Raw genomic sequence first — 12,294 nt, forward strand, 5'->3', positions numbered from 1 at the left:
CCATCCCGTCCCGTAGTCGCTCGTCGGATGCTCGTCGGCACCTGATACGGCTCAGTTGCGGTGCTCTGGCTCGCGCGCATGGAGGCGTACACCGGGTGCCCCGCCTCAGCCGGGGTGTTCGGCGCCCATCCGTCCTGCCCGGTGATGGTGGTCGACGGACGCTGAAATGTGATCGCCGCCGACCGGGCGAGCACGGCTCATCCACCGGTTCTGTCAGAGCCAGTCTTTAGGCTGTCGGCCATGGGCGTAGCCGAAACGACCGGCGCCGAGCCGTCGGCCCTGCTCGCGGACGCGCGAGCCGGTGACCAGGCGGCCTTCGGTGCCCTGCTCGCACCCCATCGCCGGGCGCTGCACCTGCACTGCTACCGGATGCTCGGCTCGATCGACGAGGCCGAGGAGGCCCTCCAGGAGACCCTGCTGCGGGCCTGGCGGAGCCTGCACACCTACCAGAGCCGGGCCCCGTTGCACCACTGGCTGTACCGCATCGCCACCACCACCTGCCTCAAAGCCATCCGGGGCCGCCGCCGCCAACCCGCCACCCTGGCCGAGGTCGGCCACCTGCAGCCCTACCCCGACCACCTGCTGGACGAGCTCGACCCCGCCACCCTGGCCGAGCAGCGCGAGAGCGTGGCGCTGGCCTTCATCGCGGCCCTGCAGCTGCTGCCCGCCACCCAGCGTGCCGTGGTCCTGCTGCGCGAGGTGCTGTGCTGGAGCGCCACCGAGGTCGCCGCGTTCCTCGATTCCAGCGTCCCGGCCGTCAACAGCGCCCTGCAGCGCGGCCGGGCCACTCTGCGCTCCCGCACCTCCGCGCACGAGCGCCCGCTCATCGACTACGAACGGCGACTCCTGGCGCGGTTCGTCTCCTCCTGGCAGAACTGCGACATCGACGGGCTGGCCGCCCTGCTGCGCGAGGACGCGATCTTGCGCATGCCGCCCGAGGCGGTGGAGTTCCGGGGCCGTACGGCGATCGCCGAGTTCTTCGCCACCGTCCCGGCCCAGGGCCGGCTCGACCGGATCCGCCTGCGGGAGACCGCGGCCAACCGCCAGCCCGCGCTGGCCGCCTACCTGCCCGACGAGACCGGCCGCTGCCGCGGCTACGGCCTCATGGTGCTCACGATCACCCCGGCCGGAGTGGCCGAGATCACCGGCTTCCCCGACGCCCGGCTGCTCGGCTGGTTCAGCCTGCCGCCCGAATGACGGGCACCGCTCCCGGATCGGCGGTGCCCGGCCGAAAGCATGCAGATGTGGTCCGGCTCGCAGGCGGTCACCAGATACCGGCAGGTGAAGCCGCGCCCGAGGAAGCGGGCACCCCGCTCCACCATGGCCCCCGCCCGGAGCGGGCCGGGCCGGTCCGGGCGACTAGCGGTGACACCGGTCAACACGCCGCCGGGCGCGGAGCGATGAGTTCGCGCGGCCACCGGGATCTATCTGGGTGACCGGCCGCGTCGCGGCCCGACTTCTCGGAGGTCTCCCCATGGATGCTCGCGCTCTCGTCGCGCAGTACTACCACGCCTGGCAACACCGCTCAGGCGACATGAGCCAGGTCCCGCTGGCCGAGGACTTCACCTTCACCGGACCGGTGGCCGGCTTCACCGACGCCGAGGGCTTCCGGGCGATGGCCCGCCAAGCGGGTGCCGCCGTCCGGGACTTCCAGGTCCGCCACCAGTTCGCCGAGGGCGACCTGGTCTGCTCGGTCATCGACTGGCAGATGGACCCGCTGCCCGGCACCCTCACCGCCGCCGAGCTGCTGCGCGTCCGGGACGGCCGCATCGTCTCGGGCGAGCTGATCTACGACGCCGAGGACCTGCGCCGGGCGATGGCGGCGGGCGAGGAAGCGGATCTCGTCCATCTCCTGGAGCGCAGCTACACCACGACGACGCAGCTGCTCGCGTGCATCCCCGCCGAGGCCTGGACCGCCCCCAGCGCCTGCGCCAAGTGGACGGTGCGGCAGGCCGCCAACCACCTGACCGGCGCTCTGTCATTGATCACCCGGATCGCCGACGGGCAGACCCCTGACCCGGCCGAGGTCGACGCCCAGCACCAGGCCGACACCGACCACCTGGGCGCCGATGCGGCCGTGGCGTTCCAGGCGGTGGCCACGCGCTCCATCGCGGTGTTCGGCACGCCCGGCACACTGACCCGGCAGGTCCCCTTCCTCGGCGGGACCGCGCCCGGATCGAGGCTCGCCTCGATCTGCCTGATCGAATCCCTCGTGCACGGCTGGGACATCGCGCACGGAGCCGGGGTTGAGTATCCCGCCGATGCCGCCGTGGTCCGGGCCGTGCAGGGGTTCGCCGAGCAGATAGTCGGCGACGGGCCGCGTCATGGCGACCGGTTCGCCGAGCCCGTCCCCGTCGGCCCCGACGCCGCGCCCTTCGCCGCGCTGCTCGGATATCTGGGCCGACAGCCCTAGAACCGGGCAACGCCGGCAGGCCGGAGCGGACCGGCCGTACCAGGTCGTTGCCCGATGCGACGGCCTGGTACGGCGGAGCCGGAGCCACGCCTGCTGGAAACCACGTCGACGCCGACACAGGCCACCCGGACGAGGGGCCTGGAATACCGCAGGCCGGTGTTCAGGCGCCAGGGGACTCCCAGGGAACCGTCGCCTGCAGGACCGCCTCGCTCAACGCCTGGGTGCGCAGGAGGTGACCTGCTGGTATTCGGGGTCGGCGACCATCCGGCTGAAGGCCTCACGGCTGGGGTAGCGCACCAGCAGCACGGCGACCCACGATCGGCCGTCCTCCGCAACCAGTGCGGTTGAGCCCCGCCCGGCATACAGCACCTGTGCGCCATAACGGTCAAGGAATCGCTCCTGCAGCCGGCACGCGCACTCCTCGTAGGAGGGACGGCCGATCGTGGGTCGCCACCCTGCTGGTGCGGGCCGGGCATCCGCCCACCCGGCTCCTGGTGGAGGTCGAAGACCTGGAGACCCACTTCCTGCGCGTGGTCGGAGCCGACGATGCGTGAGGCGCTCTGGGCGGAGCTGCTCAAGCTGCGGCGCAGCCGCCTGCCCTGGCTGTCGGTGCTGGCCTTCACCGTCGCCGCCGCCGTGTGCGGGCTGTTCATGTTCATCCTGGCCGATCCACAGCGGGCCCGCGCATTCGGCCTGATCGGTGACAAGGCGCAGCTCAGCGGAGCCGAGGCCGACTGGCCCGGCTACCTGGCCCTGTTGGCGCAGGCGGTCGGCGTGGGCGGCCTGCTGATCTACGGGTTGATCGCCATCTGGCTGTTCGGTCGCGAGTTCAGCGACCGCACCGCCAAGGACCTGCTGGCCCTGCCCACCTCCCGCACCGCCGTCGTGACCGCCAAGTTCGCCGTCGCGGCCGCCTGGTCGGTGCTGCTGGCCCTCTGGACCGTGCTGCTCGCCCTGCTCATCGGCGCGTTTTTGCATCTGCCCGGCGCCTCGGCCCCGACACTGGCGACCGGGATCGTCCGCATCCTGCTGGTGGCCGTGATGGCCTGCGCGCTGACCACCCCGTTCGCCCTGGCCGCCAGCGTCGGGCGCGGGTATCTGGCCGCGGTCGGGGTCATGTTCGCCGTCGTGTTCTGCACCCAGGTCATCGCCGCCCTCGGCTACGGCGCCTACTTCCCCTGGTCGGTGCCGGGACTGTACGCCGGCATCGCCGGAGCGGATCAGGACCCGCCCGGAATCCTCGGCTACCTGCCGGTGGCGGCCGTCGGGATCACCGGTGTGCTCGCCACGGCGGCGTGGTGGCAGCGGGCCGATCACAACCGCTGAACGCACCCGCCGTCACCGGCGGACGGATCGCTTCTGTTGCCCGCCAACGCCGGCCCTTCCCCCGGCACCGAAGTTCTCGGGTGGGTCGTACTCGGCCTGTGCCCGCGGCAGGGCTGGGCGGCCGCAGGCACCGGGTCACATCAGGTAACGCAGCCACAGGTACGGCGCGACCAGCGTGACGGTCACCACCGTCACGATCAGGCCGTACTTGGTGAACTGCCAGAAGCTGATCGGCGTGCGGTTGCGCGCGGCGATGCCCAGCACGACCACGTTGGCCGCCGCGCCCACCGCGGTGGCGTTGCCGCCCAGGTCGGCGCCGAAGGCCAGCGCCCACCACAGCACCTGGGCCGTCTCGTTGCCCCCGTTGGCCTGGACCAGTTGCTCGACGATCGGGCTCATGGTCGCCACGTAGGGGATGTTGTCGACGATGGCCGACAGCCCGGCCGAGGCGCCCAGCAGGCCCATGGTGGTCAGCTCCAGCTGACCGGCGGTGGCATCCACCGCGGCCTGCGACAGCTGCCCGATGACACCGGTCTCGACCAGGGCGCCGACCATGACGAACAGCCCGGCGAAGAACACCAGGGTGGGCCACTCCACCTCGGCGATCGCCTGCTCGGTGGTGACCTTGGTGGCGGCCACCAGGATCCCGGCGCCCAGGATCGCCACCACCGACGGCTCGTAGTGCAGCACCGGGTGCAGCACGAAGGCGGCCATCACCAGAGCGAGCACGGCCAGGCTCTGCCACAGCAGCCGCCGGTCGGCGATCGCCTCGCGCTCGTCCAGCGCCATGATCGCCGACGCCCGCTCGGGGTCGTAGGCGAAGGAGCGGCCGAACATCAACCAGCACAATCCGACGAACACGACCATGAGCACGATCACCATGGGCGCCATGTGCACCAGGAAGTCGTTGAAGCTCAAGTTCCCCCGGCTGGCGATGATGATGTTGGGCGGGTCGCCGACCAGGGTGGCGGCCCCGCCGATGTTGGAGGCCATCGCCTCGGCGATGAGGAACGGCGCCACCGGCAGGGCCAGACGCTCACACACCAGAAACGTCACCGGCGCGATCAGCAGCACGGTGGTGACGTTGTCCAGCAGCGCCGACGCGCCCGCGGTGATGAGCACCAGCAGGACCATCAGCCGGAACGGCCGGCCGCGGGCCTTCTTGGCGGCCCAGATCGCCAGATACTCGAAGACGCCGGTCTCCTTGAGCACCCCGACGATGACCATCATGCCCAGCAGCAGGAAGACGACGTTCCAGTCGATGCCGGCGTGCTCGGAGAAGAACGCCGCTTCCGCGTCGGTGGCATGGATGGCCAGCATGATGCCGGCGCCGCCGAGGGCGGCGGCGACCCGGTGGATCTTCTCGGTGGCGATCAGCGCGTACGCGCCCACGAACACCGCCACCGACACCCAGGCAAGCACGCTCATCCGGCCAGCACCCGCTCCAGCAGCGCCTGCAGCGTGACCGCGCCGGCCAGCCGGCCCTGCTCCAGCACGGCCACCAGCGGGCTGTGCGTGCGGGCCATCAGCGCGGCCAGCTCCAGCACCGTCGCGTCCGGGTCGGTGACCGGCAGCTCCCGTGGCCGGGGCGGCAGGCACTCGCGCACCGTCCGGCCGCTCAGGGCGCGCAGGAAGCCGTCGGCGTGGGCCTCATCGACCACCCGGGCCAGGGCCGGATCGTCCTGGCAGTAGGCGGGCACGGCCAGGCGCAGCACCTCGGTGCCGGGCAGGATGGCCAGCGGGGAGCCGTCGTGATCGATCACGATGAGGCCGGGCAGATCCTGGTCGGCCAGCAGCCCCGCCGCGTCGACGACGGGGGAGTCCAGTCCCACCACCGGGAAATCGGCAAGCAGATCACGGGCGCGCACGGCACATCCTTCAGTCGGCGAAGCATTACATGCCGACCAGACTTCCCGGCTCACCTGCCGTCACCGTATCAGGCGCCATGGGAATGAAACGGTCTTGACCAGAGCGTGAGACGGGCGCGCCCTCGCTCGCCCCGATGAGGCTACGGTGATCCGTCGCCGTCCGGCTCCTTGCCGCGCAGGCGGGCGCGGACCCGGCCGGCGGCGCCGTACCAGGCGGGCACCTCGCGCTCGTCGTCGAACCAGCGCGCCACCACGATGTCGGTGGACGAGTGCAGCAGGATCGACAGCACGATGGTCACCGCGACCAGCTGGAAGACCTCGTCCGCCGCGGCGATGCCCGAACCCAGCACGATCAGGCCGTACACCACCGAGGCGAAGCCCTTGGGACCGAACCAGGCCACCGCGGCCTGCTCGCGCACCGACAGCCCCGAGCCCAGGAACGAGATCCAGATCGCCACCGGCCGGGCCAGCACCAGCGCCAGCACCGCGAACAGCCAGCCGCGCCAGCCGACCGCGCCCAGCAGGGCCGGGGTGATGAGCGCGCCGAAGACCAGCAGCGCGGCCAGTTTGAACAGCTCGGCGATCAGTTCGCCGAAGTGCTCGAAGGACTCGCGCTGCCGCTCACCGAAGGTGGCCACCGTGATGCCCGCCGCGAAGGCGGCCAGGAACAGGTTGCCGTGGGTGGCCTTGCCCAGCGCCAGCACCAGCAGGCCGATGGCCAGCGCGTTCAGCGGCTCGTAGGCGGTGGAGGCGGCGAACCAGCGGGTCTGCTCCAGCTTGATCGCCAGCCACGGTACGGCGACGCCGATCAGCACGCCAAGGCCCAGCTCCAGCCCGAGCTCGCCCAGGTGCAGGTCTTCGGACCCGGCGGCCACGGCCAAGAACACCATGACGAACGGCAGCGCCAGGCCGTCGTTGATGCCGGACTCGACGTTGAGCAACTGGCGCAGCCGGGGCGGCACCTTGTCGTTGCCGACCAGGGCGGCGGCGAAGACCGGGTCGGTGGGGGCGAGGATCGCGCCGATCAGCAGGGACTCGATCCAGCCCAGGCCGACCAGGTAGTGCGCGCCGACCGCGGTGATGACCAGGGTGAGCGGCAGGCCCCAGCCGAGCGCGCGTCCGGGCAGCCGCCAGGCGCTGCGCAGTTCGGCCCAGCCCAGGCGCATGCCGTCGGTGAACAGCACCGCGAACAGCGCCAGCTCCGCCAGCATGCCGACGGCCTCGTCCCCGGCGCTGATCGACACCACGCCCAAGACGCCATCGCCGAGCACGAACCCGGCCACCAGGAACAGCGCCGCGGTCGACAGGATGGTGCGGTGGGCCAGGCTGGACAGCAGCACCGCCAGCAGCAGCACGCAGGCGAACGCGGTCAGGAATGCGCTCATCGGAGACTCTCCTGCACCGAGGACATCGTCTGCCTTCGCACCATGAGAACGCCTCCGACCCGGTCAGATCACCATCGCATTGCCGACCAGACTTCCCGGCGCACCGCACCCAACCGTAACAGCAGGCGGTCGGCGATGAACGGACGGGACCGGCGGTCAGAGGAGTCTCTTCCGATGGAGTTCGCCGGCCCGGCACGGCCGGCGGGCGCGCTTCTCGATGGTTCGCCGGTCCTCACCAGGCCCAGGGCGGGTTGCCGACGGCCTGCTGGGAGGCGTCCCACAGGCGTTCGCGGGCTGCGGCGTCGTAGGCGGAGGCGGGCGCGTCGACCGGCCGGAGGTTCTCATCCAGGTAGACGCCGCGCAGCGCGGCCTTGCCGGTCGCGGCGGGACCGGCGTGCTTCTGCCAGGTGCCGGTGCGGGTGGCCAGGGCCGCATACGTCTCGCCGAGGCGCTCGGCGGGGACGGCGAGCCGGTTCTTGGGTGCGTACAACGCCCGCAGAATCCACGGCAGGGCCGCGAGGCGATCGGCGTCCAGCCGTACGGCGGGCACCCGGAGGCAGGCGACGTCCAGCGCGTCGCGCGCCCGCAGAGCCAGCGAGTAGGCGGTCATGATCTGGGCCAGTTTGGCGTGGTAGTAGGCCTTGGTCGGGCTGTACCAGCCGGGGTCGTCGAGCCGGTCGAAGCGGATCGCGATGCGGGGCATGGTGACCAGTCCCTTGCTGGCGACGTTGATCACCCGTGGGCGGGGTGCGGCGGCCAGCAGCGGGCTCAGGCGCGCGGTGAGCTGGAAGGGGCCCAGATGGTTGGTGGCCCAGAACAGCTCATGGCCGGACGCGGTGAAGACGGGGGCGCGCATCGTCTGGTCGAACACCGCGGCGTTGTTGATCAGAACGTCGAGATGGCCGGTCTCACCGGAGATGCGCTCGGCCGCCGCGTCGACGGATTCGGGGTCGGCCAGGTCGGCCCGGATGAGGATCGCAGGATGGGCGGCACCGGCGTTGATCACATCCAGGGCGGTGCGGCCACGGTGCGGGTCGCGGCACAGTGCCATGATCCGATGGTCCTGTGCGGCCAGCCGCTGCGCCGCACGCAGGCCGATTCCGGAGTTGGCGCCGGTGATGGCGACGGTGAGGGGCTCAAGGTGGGGCATGGAAAAATCCTAATTGTTCGGAACATTCCGAACAAGATAGAATGCCGCCGTGGCGGATGTCGAGGAGTTCGTGGAGAGCGCCGGGCTGTACTTCGAGCGGCTGGGCCTGAGCCGCACCGCCGGCCGGGTGATGGGGTGCCTGCTCGCCGACACCGGCGAAGCCGCCGACGCCCCCGGGCTGTGCGAGCGACTCGGTGTGGCCAAGAGCAGCATGAGCGTGGCGCTGAACCAGCTGGAGCAGGGCGGGCTCATCGAGCGCTACCGGCCTCCGCGGGCACGGCGGGATCACTACCGGCTGACCGACGACGTCTTCGGACGTGCGTTCCGCGCGAAGATGGCCGAGTTCGCCGCCTTCACCGCGCTGGCCGAACAGGGGCTCGACGCGGTGGGCGACCACCCCGTCGCCCGGGCCCGCCTTGAGAACATGCGTGATATGTACGCCTTCATGGCCCGGGAGTTCCCCAAGCTCCTCGACCGGTGGGATACCGAGAGGACCGACGCACACCGGCCGGGCGGCTCGGACTGAGCGGCTCAGACATGGCGCAGCCGCCGGTTGTACTCGGCCTGCGACCTAGGCCAGGCGCCTGCTAAGGATCTTGAGGAGCATCAGGCACAGCAGAGCGTTGTAGCCGGATCCGACCGCCAGGTAAGGCCAGTAGGCGCCGCCGTCCATGGCGGACCAGAACGCGCGTAGCGGCCAATACGGCGGCAACAGCCCGAAGGCGAACTGCCAGGGCTCATCGAGGAAGAAGAACGGGATGAACGGGATCGTGAACAGCGCCAGCCCGATCACTCGCATCACGGCGAGCCCCTCGACCTTGTTCCGCCCGACGGAGGCCATCAGGAACCCGACGATCGGAGCCATGAGCCCGGCCACGACGGCGACGGGCACGCTCATGGCGAGTTCCTCGCCCGACAGCATGCGGGATACGGCCAGCGAGGCGACCACCATGACCGCGGCCAGCACGCCGGTGACGATCGCACGGTAGGCGGGATAGACGGCGTGCGGCACCGGAGTCACCCGCAGCACGGTCATGGTGCGCTGATCCCGCTCATCCAGCAGCTGCAGGGCCAGCACGGCTCCGAGCAGGATGGGCGGTCCCATGACGCAGAACGCGCTGACGATCGCGGAGTGGTAGGGGACGAGGTCGAAGTTCCACTGCCGAGCCGCGTAGGCCGTGATCGCTGGGACGAGCCACATGAGCGCCGCGTACATGAAGGGCCCCAGGAGCAGGCTGATCAGCAACGAGTCCCGGCCGACGGTGCGCAGATCGTTGCGCCCGAAGGCGGCGATGGCCCGCCTCATCTGCCGCCCTCCCCGGTGACGACGTGCTTGTGGAACACCCTTCGAGCGGTACGGCACAGCAGCACGATCCACGCCGCCGGATACACCAGGGCGTAGGCGAGCTGCCATCCTGTCAGCGTCACCTGGTGGAAGGCCGATCCCAGCAGCAGCGCGACGCCCTCGGTGGGCACCAGGTAGAACGCCCAGTGCGGGAACAGGCCGGAGTAGTCGAGCAGCGGCAGGCCGGCCAGCGTCAGCACCAGGGTCGAGGGCATCAGCCACTCGCTGACCGACGGGAACAGCGGCGCGGTGACGAACCCGGCGAGCACCATGAGCAAGACCATCTCCGTCACCCCGGCCAGCAGGGGCAGCGGATCGAAGCCGAGCCCGTAGTCGATGAGCACGACCACGGCGCAGGTGACGAGGGCCAGCGCGGACATCGTCAGCAGCTTGGCCGCCAGGTACTCGCCGAACCGCAACGGCGTGACCAGGAGCGCGAACAGCGTCCGCTCGCCCTTCTCGAAGAAGAGCGCGCCGGCCGCGAAGAACATGAAGAACTCCAGGTCGGCGATCAGGATGTACGGCATGGCCGGGCCGAGGAGGTCCTCGGGCACGAGCTGCAACACGCCGACCCAGATGAGGATGACGAAACCCGTGGCGTACCAGAACCCGTAGCGGCGCTGTAGCCGGAAGTCCAGCCGCACCATGGCCGGCAGGACGCTCATGTCAGCGGCCTTCCGGTGACGTCGATGAAGACGTCCTCCAGGCTGGCCTCCTGACTGTGCAGCGCCTCGATGTGGTGCTCGCGCGTCAGGGCGCGGAAGGCGCCGTCGTCGGCCAGGCCGTCGAGCGGGAAGTCCTTCGTCGCCAGGCTGTCGCCGTCGCGGTAGGTGACCCGGACCACGCGGTGGCTGCGGCTCAGCTTGTGCTCGGCGGGGGTGTCGAGCGCGGAGATCCTTCCCTCGTTCACGAACGCGACCCGGTCGCAGAGCTGGTCGGCGGTGGCCATGTCGTGCGTGGTGAGGAAGACCGTGCGGCCTGCGGCGCGTATCTCGCGGATCATGTCCTTGATGCGGCGGGCGTTGACCGGATCCATCCCGGAGGTGGGCTCGTCGAGGAACAGCAGTTCCGGTCTGTGCAGCAGGGCCCGGGCGAAGACGAGCCGCATCTGCATGCCCTTGGAGTATTTCCCGACCCGGACATCGGCGTGCCCGGCCAAGTCGACGCGCTCGAGCAGGACCATCGGGTCCTCGGTCGGCCCGCCGTACAGAGACGCGAAGAACTGCAGGTTCTCCAGGGCGGTGAGGTTGTGATAGTGGTTCGGCAGCTCAAAGGAGACGCCGATCCGCCGGTAGTAGTCGCTGCCCCAGGACGCCGGTTCCCTGCCCCAGACGGCGGCTTTCCCGCCGTGGCCGGTCAGCAGTCCGATGAGGATCTTCTGGGTGGTGGACTTGCCGGCGCCGCTCGCTCCCAGGAAGCCGAAGACCTCGCCCTGCTCGACAGTGAAGCTCATGCCCTTGACCGCGGGCTCGGCGGACTTGGGGTAGGTGAACGTCAGCTCATTGACCTCGACAACGCTCATGTCTCCTTCCTCGCCCGGTGTTCCAGCCACCGGTCCCTGATGCGCCCGTATTCCGCCTCCAGGAAGGCGTACATGTCGTGCGCCTCCTGCACCCTCTGGCGGCTCGCCTCGTCGCGATCACTCAGCAACTGCAGCCCCCGTTCGGTGATCTTGCGCCACTCGCCCGCCATCCTGGCCTTGTCCTCGGCCTCGCGCAGCCAGAAACCCGGCCGCAACCGGTAGTAGGTGCGCCGCGTCCCCGCCACGGGAAACCGCTCGACCGAGCCGCCGTCCATCAACATCCGCACCGACATGCTGATCGCCCCTCGGCTGGCCAGCAGCGCCTCGGCCAGTTCATCGGCGGACTGATGCGCAGGCTCGCAGACCATCAGCCAGCCCAGCACGCGACCTGACATCCGGGGCAGACCGCGATCCTCCATCCACAACCCGATCTCGTCCGCGTAGTCGTGCAGCGGGGTGCGCTCCATGCCGCGACGTTATGTCCGGCGAATCGAACTTTCAATAACTTCTGAAACTTCAATCGAAGGTCGACCTGCAGGGCAGGCATCTTGCGATGACTTTCGAAGCGGTACACGCCGCATCGCGGCTCCGCAGGAACCGGGCACCATGATGTAGGCGCCGACGGACAGGGCGGATCCCGTGCTCTGCACCAGGGCCTGGGCGATCGTGGGGGCGAAGGCGCCGCCCAGGATGGCGCCCAGCGCGTAGCCGATCTGGAAGGTGCGGACCCGGCCGATCCGGTCGGACAGCATCCCGCCGTACATCGTGAAGACCAGCCAGCCCACCGCCCCGGCGACCGTGGCGAGCAGGACGGACGGCCTGGCCAGGCCCAGCGTGGTGGTGCCGTAGCTGATGAAGTAGGCGATGAGGAGGTATCCGGCCGCGTTGTTGGCCACGGAGATCAGCGCGGTGAGCACCACGTTCCTGGTGTTGCTCCGGAAGAGGTCGCGCAGCGGCGCCGACGAGGTCTTGGTGCGCTGCTGCAGCTCCTTGAACACGGGGCTCTCCTCGACGGCCCGCCGTACGAGATAGCCGATGATGATCAGGGTCAGGGAGAGCAGGAACGGCACCCGCCAGCCCCAGGCCTGGATTCGCAAACGGGTCAGGCGCACGCAGGAACTGTTCGGGATCGCGCTGGAGAACCCGACGCACCGATTGTTGCTCGAACTGGAGCTCGGGGCGGGGGCACTCCGGCTCCGGGGTGATCGGACATCGGATTGAGGCGCCGTTGCTTTCAGTGGAGCTCGCGTGAGGTGATCCGCACCGCCTCACCGAGGTGAGGACT

12 protein-coding genes and 2 pseudogenes are annotated in these 12,294 nt (G+C 70.2%); 4 read left to right on the forward strand and 10 right to left on the reverse strand.

From position 1 onward, the window contains the following. Nucleotides 1-240: 240 nt before the first annotated feature. The gene (locus Psi01_RS40590; protein WP_204069527.1) at nucleotides 241-1,197 is read left to right on the forward strand and encodes an RNA polymerase subunit sigma-70; all 957 of its coding nucleotides are present in this window, start codon (nucleotides 241-243) and stop codon (nucleotides 1,195-1,197) included. Between the two features lie 277 nt (nucleotides 1,198-1,474). Next, nucleotides 1,475-2,413 (forward strand): TIGR03086 family metal-binding protein, encoded by a 939-nt coding sequence (locus Psi01_RS40595; RefSeq protein WP_204069528.1) that lies wholly within the window; start codon nucleotides 1,475-1,477, stop codon nucleotides 2,411-2,413. 160 nt (nucleotides 2,414-2,573) lie between these two features. On the opposite strand, the pseudogene Psi01_RS43875 reads toward Psi01_RS40595, so the two are convergent. Further along, nucleotides 2,574-2,854, reverse strand: a pseudogene (locus Psi01_RS43875) (DUF1330 domain-containing protein). A 105-nt stretch (nucleotides 2,855-2,959) separates the two neighbouring features. On the opposite strand from Psi01_RS43875, the gene Psi01_RS40600 reads away from it, so the two are divergent. Beyond that, nucleotides 2,960-3,739, forward strand: coding sequence for an ABC transporter permease (locus tag Psi01_RS40600; protein WP_204069529.1), 780 nt, complete (start codon nucleotides 2,960-2,962; stop codon nucleotides 3,737-3,739). 135 nt (nucleotides 3,740-3,874) lie between these two features. Here Psi01_RS40600 and Psi01_RS40605 read toward each other — a convergent pair whose 3' ends face one another. The 4 genes from Psi01_RS40605 to Psi01_RS40620 form a co-directional block, all read right to left on the reverse strand. Further along, nucleotides 3,875-5,167, reverse strand: a complete 1,293-nt coding sequence (locus tag Psi01_RS40605) for an ArsB/NhaD family transporter (RefSeq protein ID WP_204069530.1) — start codon at nucleotides 5,165-5,167, stop codon at nucleotides 3,875-3,877. Continuing rightward, a complete protein-coding gene (locus Psi01_RS40610) occupies nucleotides 5,164-5,607 on the reverse strand; it encodes a CBS domain-containing protein (protein WP_204069531.1) in 444 nt (147 codons plus the stop codon). Before Psi01_RS40610 ends, Psi01_RS40605 begins: the two co-directional genes overlap by 4 nt. A 140-nt stretch (nucleotides 5,608-5,747) precedes the next feature. After that, nucleotides 5,748-6,992, reverse strand: a complete 1,245-nt coding sequence (locus Psi01_RS40615; RefSeq protein WP_239128408.1) for a cation:proton antiporter — start codon at nucleotides 6,990-6,992, stop codon at nucleotides 5,748-5,750. Nucleotides 6,993-7,224: 232 nt separating this feature from the next. After that, nucleotides 7,225-8,142 carry an SDR family NAD(P)-dependent oxidoreductase gene (locus Psi01_RS40620; protein WP_204069532.1) on the reverse strand — a complete coding sequence of 306 codons (918 nt, stop codon included), beginning with the start codon at nucleotides 8,140-8,142 and terminating at the stop codon, nucleotides 7,225-7,227. Between the two features lie 49 nt (nucleotides 8,143-8,191). Here Psi01_RS40620 and Psi01_RS40625 point away from each other — a divergent pair, with 49 nt between their 5' ends. Further along, on the forward strand, nucleotides 8,192-8,668 hold the full coding sequence (locus Psi01_RS40625; RefSeq protein ID WP_204069533.1) for a GbsR/MarR family transcriptional regulator: 477 nt from the start codon (nucleotides 8,192-8,194) through the stop codon (nucleotides 8,666-8,668). 45 nt (nucleotides 8,669-8,713) lie between these two features. Here Psi01_RS40625 and Psi01_RS40630 read toward each other — a convergent pair whose 3' ends face one another. From Psi01_RS40630 to Psi01_RS40650, 5 genes and pseudogenes are all read right to left on the reverse strand, one after another. Next, nucleotides 8,714-9,448, reverse strand: coding sequence for an Rv2686c family ABC transporter permease subunit (locus tag Psi01_RS40630; RefSeq protein ID WP_204069534.1), 735 nt, complete (start codon nucleotides 9,446-9,448; stop codon nucleotides 8,714-8,716). Beyond that, entirely contained in the window at nucleotides 9,445-10,152 is a 708-nt protein-coding gene (locus Psi01_RS40635; RefSeq protein ID WP_204069535.1) for a fluoroquinolone export ABC transporter permease subunit, read from the reverse strand. The genes Psi01_RS40630 and Psi01_RS40635 overlap by 4 nt, the downstream gene beginning before the upstream one ends. Further along, on the reverse strand, nucleotides 10,149-11,009 hold the full coding sequence (locus tag Psi01_RS40640; RefSeq protein WP_204069536.1) for an ABC transporter ATP-binding protein: 861 nt from the start codon (nucleotides 11,007-11,009) through the stop codon (nucleotides 10,149-10,151). The genes Psi01_RS40635 and Psi01_RS40640 overlap by 4 nt, the downstream gene beginning before the upstream one ends. Next, a complete protein-coding gene (locus Psi01_RS40645) occupies nucleotides 11,006-11,476 on the reverse strand; it encodes a GbsR/MarR family transcriptional regulator (protein ID WP_204069537.1) in 471 nt (156 codons plus the stop codon). The genes Psi01_RS40640 and Psi01_RS40645 overlap by 4 nt, the downstream gene beginning before the upstream one ends. Nucleotides 11,477-11,485: 9 nt before the next feature. Then, a pseudogene (locus Psi01_RS40650) lies at nucleotides 11,486-12,091 on the reverse strand (MFS transporter); the annotation flags it as partial. Between the last annotated feature and the right edge of the window lie 203 nt (nucleotides 12,092-12,294).

The sequence above is a fragment of the Paraplanobispora siamensis genome (genome assembly GCF_016863175.1).
In the GTDB taxonomy this organism is placed as follows: domain Bacteria; phylum Actinomycetota; class Actinomycetes; order Streptosporangiales; family Streptosporangiaceae; genus Planobispora; species Planobispora siamensis.